The 18919-nt window shown below is 71.4% G+C and carries 17 protein-coding genes; 8 read left to right on the top strand and 9 right to left on the bottom strand.

What is annotated here, in order from left to right; genetic code table 11:
• The first annotated feature begins 35 nt into the window (after positions 1 to 35).
• Complete coding sequence (locus ACFU97_RS17035; RefSeq protein WP_384256721.1) at positions 36 to 1436, top strand: glycoside hydrolase family 43 protein; 1401 nt, start codon at positions 36 to 38, stop codon at positions 1434 to 1436.
• Between the two features lie 64 nt (positions 1437 to 1500).
• Here ACFU97_RS17035 and ACFU97_RS17030 read toward each other — a convergent pair whose 3' ends face one another.
• A complete protein-coding gene (locus ACFU97_RS17030) occupies positions 1501 to 2460 on the bottom strand; it encodes an ABC transporter substrate-binding protein (RefSeq protein ID WP_384256718.1) in 960 nt (319 codons plus the stop codon).
• A gap of 350 nt (positions 2461 to 2810) precedes the next feature.
• On the opposite strand from ACFU97_RS17030, the gene ACFU97_RS17025 reads away from it, so the two are divergent.
• From ACFU97_RS17025 to ACFU97_RS17010, 4 genes are read left to right on the top strand one after another with little or no spacing between them, the layout of a single operon-like run.
• Positions 2811 to 5561 carry an ATP-binding protein gene (locus tag ACFU97_RS17025; protein WP_384256716.1) on the top strand — a complete coding sequence of 917 codons (2751 nt, stop codon included), beginning with the start codon at positions 2811 to 2813 and terminating at the stop codon, positions 5559 to 5561.
• A complete protein-coding gene (locus ACFU97_RS17020) occupies positions 5558 to 6037 on the top strand; it encodes a roadblock/LC7 domain-containing protein (protein WP_384256714.1) in 480 nt (159 codons plus the stop codon). The genes ACFU97_RS17025 and ACFU97_RS17020 overlap by 4 nt, the downstream gene beginning before the upstream one ends.
• Positions 6038 to 6059: 22 nt before the next feature.
• On the top strand, positions 6060 to 6476 hold the full coding sequence (locus ACFU97_RS17015) for a DUF742 domain-containing protein (RefSeq protein WP_384256711.1): 417 nt from the start codon (positions 6060 to 6062) through the stop codon (positions 6474 to 6476).
• Positions 6463 to 7065, top strand: coding sequence for an ATP/GTP-binding protein (locus ACFU97_RS17010; protein WP_384256709.1), 603 nt, complete (start codon positions 6463 to 6465; stop codon positions 7063 to 7065). The genes ACFU97_RS17015 and ACFU97_RS17010 overlap by 14 nt, the downstream gene beginning before the upstream one ends.
• An 81-nt stretch (positions 7066 to 7146) precedes the next feature.
• Here the strand turns inward: ACFU97_RS17010 and ACFU97_RS17005 are convergent, their stop codons facing one another.
• The 8 genes from ACFU97_RS17005 to ACFU97_RS16970 all read right to left on the bottom strand — a co-directional run bounded on the left by ACFU97_RS17005 (position 7147) and on the right by ACFU97_RS16970 (position 15546).
• Positions 7147 to 7815 (bottom strand): ABC transporter permease, encoded by a 669-nt coding sequence (locus ACFU97_RS17005; RefSeq protein ID WP_384256707.1) that lies wholly within the window; start codon positions 7813 to 7815, stop codon positions 7147 to 7149.
• Complete coding sequence (locus ACFU97_RS17000) at positions 7812 to 8540, bottom strand: ABC transporter permease (protein WP_384256705.1); 729 nt, start codon at positions 8538 to 8540, stop codon at positions 7812 to 7814. Before ACFU97_RS17000 ends, ACFU97_RS17005 begins: the two co-directional genes overlap by 4 nt.
• A complete protein-coding gene (locus ACFU97_RS16995; RefSeq protein WP_384256703.1) occupies positions 8537 to 9667 on the bottom strand; it encodes an ABC transporter ATP-binding protein in 1131 nt (376 codons plus the stop codon). The genes ACFU97_RS17000 and ACFU97_RS16995 overlap by 4 nt, the downstream gene beginning before the upstream one ends.
• A gap of 101 nt (positions 9668 to 9768) precedes the next feature.
• Entirely contained in the window at positions 9769 to 10932 is a 1164-nt protein-coding gene (locus tag ACFU97_RS16990; protein WP_384256701.1) for an RES family NAD+ phosphorylase, read from the bottom strand.
• Between the two features lie 50 nt (positions 10933 to 10982).
• The gene (locus ACFU97_RS16985) at positions 10983 to 12464 is read right to left on the bottom strand and encodes an alpha/beta fold hydrolase (protein ID WP_384256698.1); all 1482 of its coding nucleotides are present in this window, start codon (positions 12462 to 12464) and stop codon (positions 10983 to 10985) included.
• A gap of 287 nt (positions 12465 to 12751) precedes the next feature.
• Positions 12752 to 13492 carry an FAD:protein FMN transferase gene (locus tag ACFU97_RS16980; RefSeq protein ID WP_384256696.1) on the bottom strand — a complete coding sequence of 247 codons (741 nt, stop codon included), beginning with the start codon at positions 13490 to 13492 and terminating at the stop codon, positions 12752 to 12754.
• A 1-nt stretch (position 13493) separates the two neighbouring features.
• Positions 13494 to 14189, bottom strand: a complete 696-nt coding sequence (locus ACFU97_RS16975) for an FMN-binding protein (RefSeq protein ID WP_384256693.1) — start codon at positions 14187 to 14189, stop codon at positions 13494 to 13496.
• 19 nt (positions 14190 to 14208) lie between these two features.
• Positions 14209 to 15546 (bottom strand): ferric reductase-like transmembrane domain-containing protein, encoded by a 1338-nt coding sequence (locus ACFU97_RS16970; protein ID WP_384256691.1) that lies wholly within the window; start codon positions 15544 to 15546, stop codon positions 14209 to 14211.
• Between the two features lie 152 nt (positions 15547 to 15698).
• On the opposite strand from ACFU97_RS16970, the gene ACFU97_RS16965 reads away from it, so the two are divergent.
• The 3 genes from ACFU97_RS16965 to ACFU97_RS16955 are packed head-to-tail and all read left to right on the top strand — an operon-like array spanning position 15699 to position 18900.
• A complete protein-coding gene (locus ACFU97_RS16965) occupies positions 15699 to 16388 on the top strand; it encodes a response regulator transcription factor (RefSeq protein ID WP_384256689.1) in 690 nt (229 codons plus the stop codon).
• Positions 16385 to 17845: a sensor histidine kinase gene (locus ACFU97_RS16960; protein WP_384256687.1), complete on the top strand. Its 1461-nt coding sequence runs from the start codon at positions 16385 to 16387 to the stop codon at positions 17843 to 17845. The genes ACFU97_RS16965 and ACFU97_RS16960 overlap by 4 nt, the downstream gene beginning before the upstream one ends.
• Positions 17846 to 17898: 53 nt before the next feature.
• Positions 17899 to 18900, top strand: a complete 1002-nt coding sequence (locus ACFU97_RS16955; RefSeq protein ID WP_384256684.1) for an NAD-dependent epimerase/dehydratase family protein — start codon at positions 17899 to 17901, stop codon at positions 18898 to 18900.
• Positions 18901 to 18919: the final 19 nt, after the last annotated feature.

Below are 18919 nucleotides of genomic sequence, written 5' to 3'. Positions count from 1 at the left end.
GGGCTCCCCGCTCCCCGCCTGCCCCTGGAGACCACATGGACGCGCTCCCCCACTCGCTGCCCCCGTCCTCCCGCCGCCGCTTCCTCGGCATGGCCGCCGGCGTCCCGCTCGCCGCCACCGGCGCACTCGCGCTCGGCGCGGGAACCGCGCGGGCGGCCACGTACGCGGGCTTCGTGATGTGCTACTTCACGGAGTCGCCGGACATGCTGGCCGCCGACTACGGCCTGCACCTGGCCGTCAGCCCCGACGGCCTGGAGTGGACCCCGCTGAACCAGAACAACCCCGTCGCCACCCCCACCGCGGGCTCCGGCGGCCTGCGCGACCCCTTCGTCCTGCGCAAGCAGGACGGCACGTTCGTGGTGATCGCCACCGACCTCAAGGGCACCGACTGGACCTACGTCAGCCAGTACATCCACGTCTGGGACTCCACCGACCTGCGCACCTTCACCGGCTACCGGCGGATGAAGCTGCACGACATGAACACCCACAGCTGGGCGCCGGAGGCGTTCTGGGACGCGGGCCGGAGCCGGTACGGCGTCATCTACTCGGCGGTCAACAGCAGCGGCCACAACGTGATCATGGTGAACTACACGAGCGACTTCGTGACCGCGAGCGGTCCGCAGGTCTTCTTCGACCCCGGGTACGACGTCATCGACGGCGACCTCGCGGTCGGCGTGAACGGCGTCAACCACCTCTACTTCAAGAAGAACTCCACCCTCGTGGGCGCGCGCTCCGGCTCACTGGACCCGGGCAGCTTCACCGAGTTCAGCACCGCGGTCTCGCACGGCGGCACCGAGGCCCCGACCCTGGTGAAGTCCCTGACGAGCGACACCTGGTACCTGTGGGGCGACACCTGGAGCCCTAACGGCGTCTTCTACGCCTGGCAGACCGGCAGCCTGGCCGCCGGCACCTGGACGGCGCTCGACCAGAAGACCTACACCCAGCCCCTCAACTCCAAGCACTGCGGCATCCAGCCGATCACCGCGGCCGAGCACGCGGGCCTGCTCGCCGCGTGGGGCACCCCCGCCTGGAACCGGCTGAAGTCCTACAACTACCCGGCCCGCTACGTGCGCCACGCCGACTTCATGGGCCGGATCGACGAGTACGCCTTCGACCCGTACCCGGACGGCATGTGGAAGCTGGTGCCCGGGCTCGCGGACGGCTCGGGGGTGTCGTTCCAGTCGGTCAACCACCCCACCCGGTATCTGCGGCACTACGACTACGCGCTCCGGCTGGACGTGAACGACGGCACGTCGGCGTTCGCCGGGGACGCCACCTTCTACCGGGTGGCGGGCCTGGCCGACGCCTCCTGGGCGTCGTTCCGGTCGTACAACAACCCGACCCGGTACATCCGCCACTCCGACTTCGCCTTGCGCGTCGACCCGGTCTCGACGGCGACGGACCGGCAGGACGCGACCTTCCGCGTCGGGTACTGACAGGTCAGGGTGTCCCCCTCGCGCGCGAGGGGGACACCCTGGTGGATCCGTGTGCGGCGGCGGGTCAGCCGATGCCGGCCGACTTCAGCCACGTCTTGGCGACGTCCAGCGGGTCCTTGCCCTCCTGCACCTGGGTGTCCAGGTCCAGCAGGGTCTTGGTGTCCAGCTTGGCGGAGACGGCGTTGAGCGCGGAGACGCCGTCCGAGGACAGACCGCTCTTGTAGACCAGCGGCTGCACGTTCTCGAACCCGAAGAGGTTCTTCGGGTCCTGGAGGACGACGTGCTTCTCCTTGGTGATGGTCGGGTCCGTGGTGAAGAGGTCCGCCGCCTGCACGGTGTTCTTCTTCAGCGCCGCCTGGGTCAGCGGGCCGCCCGCGTCGAGGGCCTTGAAGCCCTTGAACTCCAGGCCGTACACGGACTTCAGGCCCACCAGGCCCTGCTGCCGGGTCTGGAACTCCGGCGAGGCGCCGATGACCAGGTCCTTCGCGATGTCCTTGAGGTCCGCGATGCTGGAGTCGGACGTCAGCTTGTACTTGTCGGCCGTCGCCTTGTTGAGCGTGACCGAGTCCTTGTCCTGCGCGGACGCGGGGTCGAGCAGCGTCAGCTTGGAGTCCAGCTTGGCCTCGATCGCGGCCGTGGTGGCCTCGACCGTCTTCGGCGCCGCCTTGGGGTCGAGGTAGGCCAGCAGCGCGCCGTTGTACTCGGGGAGCACGGTGATGGAGCCGTTCTTCAGCAGCCCGTAGGTCGTCTCACGGCTGCCGATGTTCGGCTTGTAGGTGACCTTGACACCCTTGGCCTTCAAGGCCTCGCCGTAGATGTCGGCGAGGAGGATGCTCTCGGCGAAGTTGTTCGATCCGACGACGACCGTCTTGCCGTCGGACTTCCCGCCCTGGAGCGGGTCGGAGGACTTGCTGCCGTCGGAGGAGGAGCCACATCCCGCCAGCAGGGCCGTGGTCGCGGCAAGCGCGACGGCCGCCGCGGGGTAGCTCTTGATGGACCTGCTGCGTGGGGCGTTGGAAGTCACGATTCCCGTTCCGGACTCGGGGGCTTGATGAGAAACAAACTCTGGAACTGATCCAATCCAGCCTGTTCTTACTCAGTCAAGACCAGCCGGGTCACCAATTGGCCTCAATGCGTGATCAGTTGTGAATGCAGCGTGAACAGACCGGCAGGGAACCGGAGGCTCTTTGTAACGGATTCTTGACTTAGGGCTACGCTCTTGATCGTTCAAAGAGGCGGTAGTCTCACGGAAGTTGGCGCCCGGCACAGCGGCAACGGGGGTCGCTGGGGTGCCGTCCTGCACCTTTTCTCAACGATCAGAATCAGTCATCATCGGCGTGGTCGCGCGCGATGAGACCCCATGAAGGAGGCCCGGTGTCCACGACAGAGGTGGACGCGCCGGCCCGGCCGGCCCCGACGCCACCGAGGGGTGGCATACGTGGGTTCGCCGACCGCTGGCCCTTCCGGCGCAAGCTCAACCTCCTGGTCGGCATCCCGCTGGCCGTCGTGGCGGCCCTGCTCGCCTACCTGATCGCCGACCAGGTGGGCCAGGCGCGGGACGCGGCGTCCGCGGCGGACCTCGTACGCAACAGCGAACAGGTGTCCTCGCTGGTCAACAAGGTCGAGGCCGAGCACCAGCTGGCGATCCTGCTCTCCGTGCGCTACGAGGCCGGAGGACGCGGTGTGAAGTCCACGCTCTCCGACTACCGCAAGGCCCAGAAGTCCGTCGACGCCCAGGTCGCGAAGGTGCGCGACACCTTCGGCGACACGCTGCCGGGCGGCGAGACGCAGGCGCTGAAGGAGGTCGAGGGCCTCACCAGCCTGCGCGGCACCGTCGAGCAGAGCTATCTGCCCGCGAGCAACATCGACCCCGCCTACGACAACGCCGCCAGGACCGTGATCGCGGGCCTGGGCCTGGACCGCAACGCGGAGCTCGCGGCCACCTTCACCGGCAACCTGCTGGACTCGCTGCTGCGTGCCGACGCCGCGCACGGCTCGTTCGAGACCGGTGTGTTCTCCGCGACGACCGGTGACACGAACGCGCAGATCGAGTTCACCACCGCCGTCGGCGCCTACCAGATCTACACCACCCAGGCCGACCGCTTCGCCCGGTTCGCCACCGAGCGGCAGGCCGAGCAGCTCTCCGCCATCGAGCACACCGCCGCCCACCAGGACATCGCCGAGGCGTACGCCGAGCTCCAGGTCGCCCCGAGCACCCTCCAGGCGAGCACGCCGGCCGAGATCCGCGCCGCGTTCCAGGACGCGCTGGACGACTACCCCGCCTATCCGCAGCAGGCGGAGAGCCGGCTGAGGATCACCTCGTCACTCATCGACCAGATCGCCGACGGCGCGGACAGCGCCTCCAAGGACGCCTGGTGGCGCGCGGGCCTGCTGCTGGCAGCCGCTCTGCTCGGCTTCGTCCTGTGGCTCGCCTTCTCGGTCCTGGTGCGCCGCTCGGTGGTCCGGCCGGTGCAGGCCCTGACCGGCGCCGCCCGCGAGGTCGCCGACGTGGCCGGGCGCGAACTGGCCCGGGTGGCCGACGACGACACCGGGGACGACAGCCCGCCGAAGCTGCGCGAGATGCCGGTCACCGCCCGCGACGAGATCGGCGAGCTGGCCGAGGTGTTCAACCGGGTGCAGACCACCGCTATCGGCCTGCTGGAGCGGCAGGTGCTCAGCCGCCGCAACGTCGCCGAGATGTTCGGCAACGTCGGCCGCCGCGTCAGCAACCTCACCACCCGCCAGCTCGCCCTGATCGACGCGGTGGAACGCGGCGAGACCGACCCCGCGCTGCTCGAACGCCTCTACTCCATCGACCACATCGCGGTCCGGCTGCGCCGCAACGCCGACAGCCTGATGCTGCTGGCCGGCATCCGGGAGACGGTCCTCGACTCCGGCCCGACCGCGCTCACCAACGTCGTGCGTGCCGGGCTCGGCCAGATCGAGGGCTTCCAGCGGGTGCGGCTGCACGCGCACACCGAGGTCATGGTGGAGCCCGACATCATCGGCGACCTGACGCTGATGGTGGCCGAACTCCTGGAGAACGCCGTCGCGTTCTCGCCCGCGGGCAGCCCGGTCGAGGTCTACGTCCGCGACGCCTACGGCGTGGACGCCGCGCGCTCCGGCGGCGCCACCATCGTGATCTCCGACCACGGTCTCGGCATGAGCGCCGAGCGCCTGGCCGAGGAGAACGCCCGCCTGATCCGCCGCGAGCGGCTGGACCTGGTGCCGACGAAGGTGCTCGGCCTGTTCGTGGTGGGCACCCTGGCGCGCCGCTGGGACGTCTCGGTCGAACTGTCCCGTACCCCGGGCGGCGGCCTGACGGCCGAGGTGACGGTGCCGTCGTCGCTGCTGCTGACCATGAGCCCCGTCGCGGCGGGCGCCTCCGGCGGCACGGCGGGCGGCAAGCGCCTCGCGGCCGGCGGCGCCCCGGAACGCCCGTCCGGGCCGGCGGACTCCGCATGGCCGAGCACCCCTGCCGCGGGCACGGCCGGCCTCGCGGCCACGGCCGACGCGGTGGGCACCGGTGCCGCGCGGGCCGGTGCCGACCGGCCGGGGGCGGGCGCCGCGCGGGCCGGTTCCTCCTGGACGGGGGCGGGCGATGAGCCTGGAGGCGGTAGCGCGGACGCAGTCGGTGGTGCGTTGTCCGGGCCCCGGCCCGCGACCGCGCTCGGTGAGGGGGCCGGTGCGGACGGCGGGCGGCCGCGGCCGCTCCCCCGCCGTGTGCCCCGCCGGGAGGACGCGGAGCCGGAGGCCGGCTCCGGCGTGACCCACACTCGGTCCGATGATTCAACGCCCGGACGTTCTGGCGGGCTTGCCGAACCGGTATCGTCGTCCGGGACACGGCCGGGCGCGACAGCGCAGTCCACCCCGGCCGGCGACGGCTCCCCCCGCCCGCTGCGCCGCCGCGTCCGGGGTGCCACCCTCCGCACGACCACCGACACCGCCGCCCAGCAGGCGGCGCGGCAGGCCCCTCGGCCCGCCGACGCGGACGCCGTGCGGGCCGCGCTCGAGGAGTTCGAGGCGGCCGTGGAGCGGGCGCACCGCGACAGCGACGCCGACGACCGGCCCGCGACCACAGACCCGCACGACCAGAACCACCTCCCGGAAGGAGCCGAGCAGTGAGCACGACGACAGGTGACGCTCCCGACGGGCGAGCCACCACGCCGGCCGAACTGCAGGCCGCCGCAGCCGACTTCACCTGGTTGCTCAACCGTTTCGCCACGGAGACCGCGGGGGTCGTGGACGCCATCGCGGTGTCCTCCGACGGACTGCTGATCGCCGTGTCCGAACTACGCGAGCACGCCGACTCCGAGCGGCTGGCCGCGATCGTCTCCGGCATCACCAGCCTGGCCGCGGGCGCCTCCGGCAACTACGGCCTCGGCGGCCTCAACAAGGTCATCATCGACCTGGAGGGCGGCCATGTCCTGGTCTCCGCGATCGGCAGCGGCGCCGTGCTCGGCGTCGTCACCGACAAGGAGGCCAAGCTGGGCAACATCGCCTACGAGATGACCCTGTTCGCCAACCGGGCCGGCAGCGCGCTCAGCCCGCAGCTGGTGCTGGCGCTGAAGAACAGCGTCGGCTCCCCGACAGCCCTCTGACCGAGGGACGGACGACGACCTCATGGCGGACGGCTCCCCACCACCGGGTCCGGACCCGGTCGGCCCCGCTTCGGCCGTACGGCCGTTCCTGGTCACCGCCGGCCGGGTCGCGCCGACCGCGTCCGGCCGGCCGGTACCGGTCGAGACCCAGGTGGTGGCGACCGCCGAGGGTCTCACCGTGCTCGACGAGCTCTCCTTCGAGCAGTACGACATCATCGCCGCCTGCCGTCAGCCGCAGTCCATCGCGGAGCTCGCGGCCCGGCTGCGGCTGCACCTGAACGTCGTCCGGGTGCTCGCGGAGGACCTGCGGGCCGCCGGGCTGCTGACGGTGCACGTCCCCGACTCCGGCGTCACGCACGACGCCACCGTCCTGCGCAGGGTGATCGACGCCCTGCGTGCCATCCCCGACTCCCGAGGGGTAATCCGTGACGCGGACTGAACCGGCCGCCCCCGCGGCGGCCGCCGAGGTGACTGCCGTCAGACCGCCGCTGCCGGTCAAGCTGGTGATCGCGGGCGGCTTCGGCGTGGGCAAGACCACCGCCGTCGGCTCCATCTCGGAGATCGAGCCGCTGACGACCGAGGCCGCCATCACGGAGGTCGCGGCCGGCGTCGACGACCTCAGCCACACCCCGCGCAAGACCACGACCACCGTGGCGATGGACTTCGGCTGCATCACCATCGACCCGACGCTCAAGCTGTACCTGTTCGGCACGCCCGGCCAGGAGCGGTTCGGGTTCATGTGGGACGACATCGTGGAGGGCGCCGTCGGCGGCCTCGTCATCGTGGACACGCGCCGCCTCGACGACTGCTACGCCGCCGTCGACTACTTCGAGCACCGCCAGATCCCGTTCGCCGTCGCCGTCAACGCCTTCGACGGGAAGGTCGAGCACGGCCTGGACGAGGTGCGCTGGGCGCTCGACGTCGCCGAGCGCGTCCCGGTGCTGGTCTTCGACGCCCGCGAGCGCGGCTCGGTGCGCGACGCCCTGCTCGTCGTACTGGAACAGGCCCTGGCCCGCACCGAGGCGTGAGTCGGGGCCTCGCGTACTCGCGTACGAGAGCGGGCCCGGGGCGGATGGAGGATCCGTCCCGGGCCCGCGGTCTTCGGGGGGTCAGGCGCTGCGGCGCACGCCGGGTGACACCGTGAACCGGGCCACCAGCCAGAAGAAGCCCAGCGTCACCAGGGCCAGCACGGCCACCAGGGTCGCGCCGCCCACCACCTTCTCGTAGTTGCGCTGGTAGAGGCCGTCGACGATGTACCGGCCGAGGCCGCCGAGCGAGACGTACGCGGCTATGGTGGCCGTCGAGACGATCTGGATGGCCGCCGAGCGCAGCCCGCTGAGGATCAGCGGGAGCGCTACCGGGAGTTCGACCTGGAACAGGATGCGCGGCTCGGCCATGCCCATGCCCCGTGCGGCGTCCACCGGGGACGGGTCGACGGAGCGCACCGCCTCGTAGGTGGTGACCAGGATCGGCGGAACGGCGAGCACCACCAGCGGGATCATCACCGGGGTCTGGCCGAGCCCGAGCAGCACGAACATCAGCACCAGCAGGCCGAAGCTGGGCAGCGCGCGTCCGGCGGTGGCGACGAAGGCGACGCTGTTGCCGCCGCGTCCGGTGTGCCCGGTGAGCAGGCCGACCGGAAGGCCGATGGCGGCGGCGATGGCGAGGGCGATCAGCGAGTACTGGATGTGCTCGCGCATCCGGGTCGGGATGCCGTCATAGCCGTGCCAGTGGGCGTTGTCGCTGAAGAAGGCGTTGACGAAGTGGAGGACGTTCATCGGACGGAGTCCTCCAGTGCGGCGGCGGCCGGTTCGGGCCGGGGTTCGGGCTCGGGCTCGTCGACGGGACGGGGCTTGCGGTTGCCGCGCGGCATCCAGGGCGTCACCAGGACCCGCACGAGCACCAGGAAGGCGTCCGCGAGGATGGCGAGGACCGCCGTGCCGATCACCGACAGCCAGACCAGACGCGGCTGATGGTAGATCATGCCGTCGTTGAGCAGGTTGCCGAGCCCGCCCTGGTTGCCGATCAGCATGCCGACGCTGACCAGCGAGATGCTGGAGACCGTCGCCACCCGCAGGCCGGCGATGATGGCGGGCGCGGCGATGGGCAACTGCACCTGGAAGTAGCGGCGTACGGGCCCGAGGCCCATCGCGGTGGCCGCGTCGAGCGTCTCCTGCGGCACCGACCGCACGCCGTCCACGATCGCCGGGACGAACACCACCAGGCTGTAGATGCCCAGCGGGATCATCACGGTCAGCTCGGACTGGCCGGTGTAGTCGATGAGGACGACGAAGAAGGCCAGCGACGGGATCGCGTAGAGGATCGTCGTCACCCACAGCACGGGCGGGTACAGCCAGCGCATCAGCACGCACAGCTGGGAGATCGGCAGCGCCAGCAGCAGTCCGCCCACGACCGGCACCAGGGCCAGCCGCAGATGCATGCCGACCAGACCCCAGTACGTGTTCTGCAGGTCGCTCGGTATGTCGAACAGGCCGCCGCTCATCCCGCGACCTTCTCGTCGCTGCGGCCCGCGGCGTGGGCGGTGCGGATCGCCTCGCCGATGGTCTGCTGCGAGACGACGCCGGTGACCCGGCCGTCGGCGCCGACCGCGACGGCCCATCCGGTGGGCGAGAGGACGGCGCCGTCGAGCGCCGCGCGCAGCGACTCCCTGCCGTGCACGAAGGGCCGCCCGTACGGCAGCAGCCGCGCGGGATCGACGGAGCCCGCGGTGAGCTCGCCCGGCTCGCTCCAGCCGAGCGGCTTGCCCTCCACGTCGGTGACGAGCAGGTAGGGCACCTCGTCCGTGCCGCGCTCGGCGATCTGCTCGGCGGTGGCGTCGACCGCGACGATCGGGCCGGTGAGCAGGTCGAGGTCGGCGGTGGAGAAGAAGGAGAGCCGCCGGATGCCGCGGTCCGCGCCGAGGAAGTCCTCGACGAAGCCGTCCGCGGGGTTCGACAGCAGCTCGGCGGGCGGCGCGAACTGGGCCAGGTGACCGCCGGTGCGCATCACCGCGACCATCGTGCCGATCTTGACGGCCTCGTCGATGTCATGGGTGACGAAGACGATGGTCTTGCCCAACTCGTCCTGGATCCGCAGCAGTTCGTCCTGCAGGCCCTTGCGCACCACGGGGTCGACGGCCGAGAACGGCTCGTCCATCAGCAGCACCGGCGGGTCCGCGGCGAGCGCCCGCGCGACACCGACGCGCTGCTGCTGGCCGCCGGAGAGCTGGTACGGGTAGCGCTTGGCGAGCGCCCCGTCGAGCCCGACCCGCTCCATCAGCTCGCGCGCCCGTCCGCGCGCCTTCTCCTTGCTCCAGCCGAGCAGCCGGGGCACCGTGGCGATGTTGTCCACGATCGTGCGGTGCTGGAAGAGCCCCGCGTTCTGGATGACGTAACCCATCGACCGGCGCAGCGTGTTGACCGGCTGCTGCGTGATGTCCTTGCCGTCGAGCAGGATCCTGCCCTCGCTCGGCTCGATCATCCGGTTGATCATGCGCAGGGTCGTCGTCTTCCCGCAGCCGGACGGACCGACGAAAACGGTGATCGACCGGTCGGGGATCTCCAGGGAGAGGTTGTCGACCGCGACCGTCCCGTCGGGATACCGCTTGGTGACTGAATCTATTCGTATCAAAGCGCCGAATACCCTTCGGGTCTGGCAGAGGCCGTCCGCACGGTGGCCTCGGTCGCGCGGGCCGTTGAGGGGAGAGTCTAGACCGTTTGCGTTACGGCAGTTCAGCGGCCGCGTGGCACGATCTGCTCGGTCCCCTTCAGCAGGCGCAGGGTGCCGATGCCATCGGGAGTGCCGGGCTCCACGCACTCGCCGGCGCCGACGAAGAGGGCGTAGTTCACGCCATCGTCGTCGTGGGCGGAGCGGAAGCGGATTCCCTCGACGCCGAGGAGGGGGGACTGACGCAGGTAGTCGGTCAGATACTGGGTGGGCCGGTACTCGCGGTGCGGGCTGCCGTCGTAGAGGACGGGTCGGCTCAGGTCCTCGGCGAAGTCCTTCAGGAAGAGCAGAGCCTCGCGACGCGCCGCGTTCTCCAGGTCGAACAGGCTCGGCGGCTCCGGGATGCGCACGAGGTCGAACATCTTGATCGGCCTGCACGGTTCGAACGCGACCACGGCGGCGTACGGACGCTCGTCTCGAGCGGCGAGCTCCGCCACCGCCGTCGCGACGTCACCCGATCCGTAGAACAGTGGGACACCCGCACGGCTCATACGGTTCTCCGACGCGCGGTCGGTCGGTGCGCAGCCGATGTCGGCAGCCTGGTAGTGCGGCGAGGGTGTCGCCCCGGCACGCATCCGGCCACGCCAGATCAGGTCGCCGGGGCGGCAGGTGCTGATCAGCCCGGACTTCTGCACTATCCCGGCGATTCGGCGCATGAGGACGTTCAGTCCATCCCGGTCCGACCCGCGTGAGGTCTCGTCGTCCGGTAGGTGCAGATCCCGCTCGATCACCGTCCGGCAGAAGTTCGCCCAGCTGTCCCGCATCAGGCCCCGGGGCACGAAGCCGTCCGGGTCGCTCCAGTAGCGTCGGTCGACCCAGTCCTCGACGGCTCCCAGCACGCGGGAGTCGAAGACATCACCGCACTCCTCCTTGACGACCCGAGCGGGATCGAGCGACTTCTCCAGCACGTCCGAGGCGTGACCCCACTGCGGAACAGCGCCGATACGCCCCCCTGGGCTCCGCCGGAAGGTCGCCCGCCACACTGCATCGCCGACATCGGCCAGCCGGACGGCCTCCGTGGTACGTGACGGGCAGAAACGGCAGTCGGCGTGGAAAACCCTGAGCTGCTTGGCGAGGCAGCCGTCGTGAATGTGCTTCAGGCACAGCGGTCCATCGTCCGGGTCGGCCTCCCGGCCCGCGCCCCCGTCAGCAGTACCGGCGCCTTCCATGGAGTCACGGTACAGCGGTGCCTACGCGGCAGCACCGCATACGACCGTCGTCAGGCGACGTCGCCTCCCCAGCGAGCCTCGTTCTCCTCCTTCTTCGCCTTCAGACGTTCCTTGAGCAACTCGAAGGTCTGCTCGCGCCGGGCCGCGAAGTGGATGCTCCACGAACTGTCGTTGGACAGCTCCTGCATCAGGGCGTCCCAGATGAGGTCGAAGCTGCGCTCCGAGGTCATGCCGCCCCGGCCGGACCCGAGAAGCGGCAGGCAGACCGAGGCCAGTGACAGGCCCAGTTCGTGACGCTCCTTGCGGGCCAGCTGGAAGACGTTGTGCGTCGCCCGGGTGATGGCGTGCGCGGAAACCGTGTAGTCCCCCGTCCCGTCGACCGGGGTGACAACGGCCGCATGGTAGATCCGCGAGACGTTCTTTTCGGCGAGTGCACCCGACGTGGTCGGCGCCACCGTCCCCTGGGGAAGGGGGAGTCCGTAACGGCCGTGGGTCCGCACCCACTCCTTGAGACCGTCTCCCACCACGTCGTCGAGGATCTCCCCGCCGGCCCCCTTCACCGCGCCGGCCCGACGGAGACTGCCAGACGTCGTGAACTTGTAGAGCTGTGACGGCTGGAAATAGACGTTCTCCGAGGACACGATGACGTCGATGTCCGACAACTGCTCCAATGGTCCACCGTGCACGAAGAACTGTGTCGTCGCATATCGACTCGTGGGCATCGCCACGGGGCCGAACATGTGATGGTCCGGAAGGAAATAGTCCCCGCTCGCATCGCTCTGCGCCTGCGGGGGCGCTTCAACCACAGCCTCCTTCTCCGGAAAGGCTTCATTCAAGGCCTTTTCCAGATTTCCCTGCAGAGCACGCAACAGCCGCCCGTCCCCACGGGGTTTGATGACGGAGAAGTGGTCACCGGGCATGACGGCGGAGTCGGGAAAAACACTCACTGCCGAAGAGGGCGACACGACGTTGTCGCTCTCGCCCGCATAGGACACGACGGGAATCGGGCACCGATCCCTGGAGAGGTACTGGGCGTGGACGACACCCGTCATCACCCGCCGCTGGGTCTCCTGGACCGAGGCCTGCAGGGGCCTGAGTTCCCGCTCCTGGGTGTTCCGCGTGACGCCCATGAGACCACGGCGCAGGAGCAGGAACAGCTCCGAACCGTTGTTGGGGCAGGCGAACATGACCACCCGTCGAATACGGGCGAGTTCCCAGCCCCGGCCCTCGGCCAGCATGCGTGACAGGAACCGCTGCACCACGAGTCCGCCCTGACTGTGCGTGACGATCACCAGGCGGGCGTGGGAGCTCGGTTGATCGGCCAGATAGCTCTTGAAGCTCTCGGCGACGGTGTCGATGTTCGGCATCTTCCGCAGCGGGTTCCACGAGGCACGCGGAGTCGCGTAGTCGAAGGAGAGTAAATCGAATTCCTGTGCAATTCCAGGAGTTGCGGATAACTGCTCCTGGAGCTCGGCCCAGGTGGCGGACGACGAGAACAGCCCGTGCACGAACACGATCGCGGCATCGCGCATACGTCCCCCTGTACCGCGCCCGGATTCCCTGCCCAGGAATATAACCACCCCGGCATGGACTGAACCCTCGTCCCGCGCGGCCCCCTCGGCGCCCTTCCAGCCCGGCGGCGACCTGCCTGTGAGCTCCCTGATGCTGGGCGGTAGCGGGGTGGTACCGACGATGCCCCCACGGCGGCGCGAGCATCCCTGCGGCCGGGGCGCGTGATCTCCTGTCCCCGGTGGGCTACGGAAGTCCACAGCGTCAACTCGATGGTCACCGGGTGAGGTTGGTCAGCGAGCGCGAGCGGTCACGCTGCGGCCGGGGACCGACCGGCTCCCGGAAAGCCCTCCGTCCGCAGCACCCGCTCCCCCTCGTCCACCGCGAACACCTCGCACCCGGGCAGCGAGGCCGCCCACTCCACGCCCTCGACGCCCAGCGCGAAGGCGGCCGTCGCCACGGAGTCGGCCTCCGTCAGGGTGGGGGCCAGGACCGTCATGCTGAGCAGGCCGGTCGCCGGGCGGCCCGTGCGGGCGTCGAGGATGTGGTCGCCGCGCTCGTAGCGGGCGGAGGTGGCGACCGCGCCGTCGGTCAGCTCCAGCACGGTGCAGAGCCGGTCGGCGCGCTCGGGGTGCCGTACGCCGACCCGCCAGGGGCCGCCGGAGACGACCACGTCACCGCCGGCGTTGAGGACGAACCTCCGTGCCCCGGCGGACCGCAGCAGCTCCGCGGCCCGCTGCACCGACCAGCCCTTCACCACCGCGCACGGGTCCAGCCCGCGGCCCGGGAGGCGCACGTCGAAGGCGCCTCCCGTGGCGAGCCTGTAGTGCTCGCACAGTTCGAGGACCTCGACCAGGTCCTCGCTCAGCTCGTACCGCGCCAGCTCGCCGCGGTCGTGGCGCGACACCTCGCTGTCGGGCCGGAAGGGGCTGAACCGGGCGTCGGCCTCGCGCAGCCACTCGAAGACCGCGTCGGCGGCCTCCTCCGGTACGCCCTCGTCGTCGACCCGCAGTGAGACGGGGAACCCCATGACATGCTCAACCCGCCGCATCTCAGGCGCCCTTCGCGTCGAGGGCGGCCTGCAGCGACGTCTTGTAGGCGTCGCTCGTGATGGTCGCCCCGGACACCGTCGCGACGTCCGCGCTCTGCGCCTTCAGCGTCTCCGCGACCAGCTTCGGCACCGCCGCCGCCGTCTGCGGATGATCCGGCTGCCGCAGCATCCGCACCGCACCGATCCGATCCCCCTCGAAGGTGACCTGCACCTGCACCGGGCCCTTGGAGGTCTTCACCGTCGGGCCGGACACCGTCCCGGAGGCCGCGGCGGAGGGCGACGCGCTCGCGTCCTGCGTGGCGTGCCCGTCGATCGCCGCCTGGAGGGACTTCCTGTACGCCTCGCTCGTGATCGTCGCCCCGGACACCGTCGCGACGTCCGCGCTCTGCGCCTTCAGCGTCTCCGCGACCAGCTTCGGCACCGCCGCCGCCGTCTGCGGATGATCCGGCTGCCGCAGCATCCGCACCGCACCGATCCGATCCCCCTCGAAGGTGACCTGCACCTGCACCGGGCCCTTCTCCGTCCTGATGGTCGTCCCCTTGACGACCGTGCCCGAGGACGTGCCCGGGGACGAGGAGGCCGGCGGTGCCGTGGACGGCTCCGCGGTGGACGTCGTGCCGCCGGGTGACGGCTCGTAGCGCCAGACCGGGACCAGGCCCGCGATGCTGAGGACGACGACAGGTATGGCTCGCTTCATGATGGATTCCCCGTCTCCCTCAACCCGCCAGGCTGAAGCGCTCGAAGTGGATCTGCTGCCGGGGCACGCCGAGGTCGCCCAGCGTGCGCAGCACCGCGGTCATCATCGGCGGCGGCCCGCACAGGAAGACGTCCCGGTCGGCGACGTCCGGCACCAGCCGCGCCAGTTCGCGCGGCGCCAGCCGGTCGGGCACGGGCGGGCCGGTGACCAGGTGCAGCTCGGCGCCCTTCGCCACAGCGAGTTCGCGCAGTTCGTCGAGGAGCACGGCGTCGCGTTCCCCGGCGACGCGGTAGATGACGACCGCGTGACCCTCCAGGTCCTCCAGCAGGGCGCGGATCGGGGTGACGCCGACGCCGCCCGCGATGAGCAGGGACTCGCTCCGGGTGCGGTGCAGGGCGGTGAAGGCGCCGTAGGGGCCCTCGGCGAAGACGCGCGTGCCGGGCCGCACCTGGCGCAGGGCGGCGCTGCCCGCGCCGGCCGCCTTCGCGGTGAGGCGCAGGCTGCGGCCGTCGGGGGCGGCGGAGAGGGAGAAGGGGTTGGCCTGCCACCAGCGGTCGCGGGTCAGGAACCGCCACAGGAAGAACTGACCGGCCCGCGCGGGCAGTTTGTCCAGGTCGCGCCCGGTGATGTGGACCGAGACGACGGTGTCGGACTCGGGCACGACCGCCGAGACACGGAACTGGTGGCGGGTGTTGCGCCACAGCGGCAGCGCGACGCGTCCGAGGACGACCGCGCCCAGCGCCACCGCCCACACGCCGTACCAGTACGCCTTCGCGGCGCCCGACGAGGTGAAGGTGGTGCCGACGGCGACCTGGTGCGTGAAGGCGAGCACCACGGCGACGTAGGTGTAGAGGTGGAGGAAGTGCCAGGTCTCGTAGGCGAGACGGCGGCGGGCGTAGCGCGCCGAGACCGCGCCGACGGCGAGGATCAGGCCGAGCGCGACGACCGCGCGCAGCACGCCCTCGGTCGTCTCCGCGAGGTCGACCAGCTCGCCGACCGGGCCGACGCCCGCGCCGTCGGCGTAGCCGAAGGTGATGAAGACGGCGTGCGCGAGCAGCGTCCACAGCAGCGCGAAGCCGGTCCAGCGGTGCCAGGAGGTCAGCCGGTCCATGCCGATGCGGCGGTCGAGCCACGGCAGCCGGGCCACCAGCACCAGCTGGAAGGCCATCACGAGGGCGCCGTAGAGGCCGAAGAGGCGGCCCATGACGATCAGCGCGTTGGAGGCGAAGCCCGCCTGGGCGAAGAAGTAGGCGACCACGGCCGCATTGACGGCCAGCACGGCGTAGAGGCCCGTGCGGGCCACCACCCTGGGGCGTATCGCCGTGGGGGGCGCAGGGGGTGATTGGACGGTCGTCACGGGTCGGCAGCTCCTTGATCGGGTCCTGGGTTACCGAGCTTCGCCGCCGGAAGCTGTCGGAAAGCTGTCGGACCACTTACAAGTCCCTGTCGATGTCCCGGCTGTGAGCTCCGCGACATGGCCTCGCCGGCCCCGTGACGCACTATGAGCGGGTGGAAAAAGTACGCCTCCTCGTCGTCGACGACGACCCGCCCATCGCCGACCTCGTCGCGACGGTCGCGCGCTACGAGGGCTGGGACGCGGTCACGGCGAACTGCGGCGAGGACGCGCTGAGGCTGGCCGGCGAGTTCCACCCGGACATCGTGGTGCTCGACCTGATGCTGCCGGACGTGGACGGCTTCGGCGTGCTCGACCGGCTGCGGCGGTCCGGGACGATGGTGCCGGTGGTGTTCCTGACCGCGCGGGACGGGGTGGCCGACCGGGTGGCGGGGCTGACCCGGGGCGGCGACGACTACCTGGTCAAGCCGTTCGCGGTGGAGGAGCTGATGGCGCGGCTGCGCACGGTGCTGCGGCGCAGCGCCGGGCCGGCCTTCCAGCGCTCCGTGCTGCGGGTGGCGGACCTGTCGATGGACGAGGACACCCGTGAGGTGCGCCGCGGCGACCGGCTGCTGACGCTCACCCCCACCGAGTACGAGGTGCTGCGGTTCCTGATGCGCAAGTCGCCGACCGTGATGACCAAGGCGCAGATCCTCGACCATGTGTGGGAGTACGGCTTCGGGGGCCGCTCGAACGTCGTGGAGCTGGTCGTCAGCCGGCTGCGCCGCAAGCTCGACGACACGGGCGAGCCGCTGATCCAGACGGTGCGCGGCTTCGGCTACGTCATCCGGCAGGCGAGCGAGTGATCCGCCGGCTGCGCCGCGCGTACCGGCACCTGCGCCTGGGCACCCGGCTGGCGCTGGGCCTCGGGGCGCTCGCGCTGGTGGTGTTCGCGGTCGTCGGCACGGCCCTGACGACGTACATGCGCGACTACCTGTCGAACCAGCTCGACACCCAGCTCGGCCTCGCCCAGGTCGCCCAGTCCAAGAGCATCGCGCAGAACGGCACGCTCCAGGGCAAGAAGTACTACCGCTGGTACTACGCGGTGTACGACGTGAAGGACGGCACCGCCGTGCTGCGCAAGCCGGAGGAGGCCGGCGACCTGCCCGCGGACATCGCCCCGCTCACCTCCCTGGCCCGGGCGCAGCCCGCCGCGGACACCGAGGTGCTGCGCACCGCGCACCTGGCGGGCGAGGGCGAGTACCGGCTGCGCGCCTGCGAGGTGGAGCCGGGGGTGGTGCTGGTCAGCGGTGCGCCGACGGACGCCATCGCCGACACGGTGCGGCGGCTGATCGGGGTCCAGGTGGTCGCCTTCGGGCTCGCGCTGCTGGCGCTGGTGGTGTTCGGCCGGCGGATGCTGCGCCGGGGCCTGAACCCGCTGAGCGACATGGCGCACACCGCGCACGGCATCGCCTCGCACGACCTGACGGAGTCGGCGGCGCGGCTGCCGCTGCGCGCCGACGAGCGGGGCGGCGGCCCGGAGGTGGAGGAGCTGCGCACGGCCTTCAACACGATGCTGGAGCACATCGACGACTCGCTCGCCGTCCGCGCCGAGGCCGAGCAGCGCCTGCGCCGCTTCGTCGCCGACGCCTCGCACGAGCTGCGCACGCCGCTGATGTCGGTGCGGGGCTACGCGGACCTCTTCCAGTACGCCGCCGCCAACGCCCCCGAGGAGCGCGACAAGCACCTGGCCCGGCTGCGTGCCGAGGCCGCCCGCATGGGGGTGCTCCTGGACGACCTGCTGCTGCTCGCCCGCCTGGACGCGGCGGAGCCGGCCACGCCGCTCAGGCCGCAGGAGGCGGACCTGGTGGAGCTGGCCGGGGAGGCGGCCGCCGCCTTCCGGGCGAGCCGGCCGGAGCATCCGCTGACCCTCACCGCGGGTCCGGCCGCGCTGCGGCTGCGCATGGACCCGCACCGCATCCGGCAGATCCTGGACAACCTGCTCACCAACGCCGCCGTCCACACCCCGGCCGGTACGCGCGTGACCGTGGAGGTCGCGCGCGCGGGGGACGCCGCCGTGGTGCGGATCGCGGACGAGGGCCCCGGCATCCCGGCCGCCGACCGCGACCGCGTCTTCGACCGCTTCTACCGCGTCGACAAGGCCCGCAGCCGCGACCGCGGCGGCAGCGGCCTCGGCCTGCCGGTCGCCGACGCTTTGGCCGCGGCCCACGGCGGCACGATCCGGCTGAGCAGCGCCCCGGGCTCGACGGTGTTCACCCTGTCGCTGCCGCTGGACGGCGCGGCGGGTCTTACGGACCGGTGACGTGCCGGGCGGGGCCCGCCCGTTCCGGCCGTACCCGGCCCTAGCGTGGCCGTATGCGCGTACTGGTCACCGGCGGTGCCGGGTTCATCGGGTCCCATGTCGTGACGGCACTCCGGGAGCGCGGGCACGAGCCCGTCGTCCTCGACGTCCGGGCGGACCCGGCGTCGGACGTCCGCAACCCCGTCGTCGTCCGGGAGGCGCTGGCGGGCGTGGACGCCGTGTGCCACCAGGCGGCGATGGTGGGCCTGGGCACCGGCTTCGCGGACGCCGCCGAGTACGTCTCGCGCAACGACCTGGGCACCGCCGTCCTGCTCACCGCCATGACGGAGGCGGGCGTACGCCGGCTGGTCCTGGCCGGGTCGATGGTGGTCTACGGCGAGGGGCGCTACACCTGCGCCCGGCACGGAGCCGTACGGCCCGGCCCGCGCGCCGTCGCCGAGCTGGACGCGGGGCGCTTCGAGCCGCCGTGCCCGGTGTGCGGGGCGGCTCTTACGCCCGGCCTGGTCGCGGAGGACGCACCCGCCGATCCGCGGAACGTGTACGCGACGACCAAGCTCGCCCAGGAGCACCTGGCGGCGGCGTGGGCGCGGGCGGCCGGCGGCCGCGCGGTGTCGCTGCGCTACCACAACGTGTACGGGCCGGGGATGCCGCGCGACACCCCGTACGCCGGCGTCGCCTCCTTCTTCCGTTCGGCGCTGGCCCGGGGCGAGGCGCCGCGCGTCTTCGAGGACGGCTGCCAGCGGCGGGACTTCGTGCACGTGCGGGACGTGGCCGCGGCCAACGTGGCCGCCCTGGAGGCGAGTTCGCCCGAGGGCGCGCTGAGTGCCTACAACACCGGCAGCGGCGAGGTGCACACCGTCGGCGAGATGGCCCGCGCGCTGTCCGCGGCGTACGGCGGCCCGGAGCCGGTCGTCACCGGGGAGTACCGCCTGGGCGACGTACGGCACATCACCGCGGACTCGGCGCGGCTGCGGGCCGAGGTGGGCTGGAAGCCCGAGGTCGGCTTCGACGAGGGCATGCGGGAGTTCGCGCGTGCGGGGCTGCGCGGGGCGTAGACGGCCCCTGCCGGACCGG

This window comes from Streptomyces sp. NPDC057616, assembly GCF_042800575.1.
GTDB lineage: Bacteria > Actinomycetota > Actinomycetes > Streptomycetales > Streptomycetaceae > Streptomyces.
Note: the sequence above shows the minus strand (reverse complement) of the source record. Positions and strands in the feature narration are given on the sequence as shown.

Bases quoted from the DNA above. Each gene is read 5' to 3' on its own strand.
- ACFU97_RS16955 (WP_384256684.1), top strand. From the start codon at position 17,899: ATGCGCGTACTGGTCACCGGCGGTGCCGGGTTCATCGGGTCCCATGTC.
- ACFU97_RS17000 (WP_384256705.1), bottom strand. From the start codon at position 8,540: ATGAGCGGCGGCCTGTTCGACATACCGAGCGACCTGCAGAACACGTAC.
- ACFU97_RS16980 (WP_384256696.1), bottom strand. From the start codon at position 13,492: ATGCGGCGGGTTGAGCATGTCATGGGGTTCCCCGTCTCACTGCGGGTC.
- ACFU97_RS17035 (WP_384256721.1), top strand. From the start codon at position 36: ATGGACGCGCTCCCCCACTCGCTGCCCCCGTCCTCCCGCCGCCGCTTC.
- ACFU97_RS16975 (WP_384256693.1), bottom strand. From the start codon at position 14,189: ATGAAGCGAGCCATACCTGTCGTCGTCCTCAGCATCGCGGGCCTGGTC.
- ACFU97_RS17005 (WP_384256707.1), bottom strand. From the start codon at position 7,815: ATGAACGTCCTCCACTTCGTCAACGCCTTCTTCAGCGACAACGCCCAC.
- ACFU97_RS16985 (WP_384256698.1), bottom strand. From the start codon at position 12,464: ATGCGCGATGCCGCGATCGTGTTCGTGCACGGGCTGTTCTCGTCGTCC.
- ACFU97_RS17015 (WP_384256711.1), top strand. From the start codon at position 6,060: ATGGCGGACGGCTCCCCACCACCGGGTCCGGACCCGGTCGGCCCCGCT.
- ACFU97_RS16990 (WP_384256701.1), bottom strand. From the start codon at position 10,932: ATGGAAGGCGCCGGTACTGCTGACGGGGGCGCGGGCCGGGAGGCCGAC.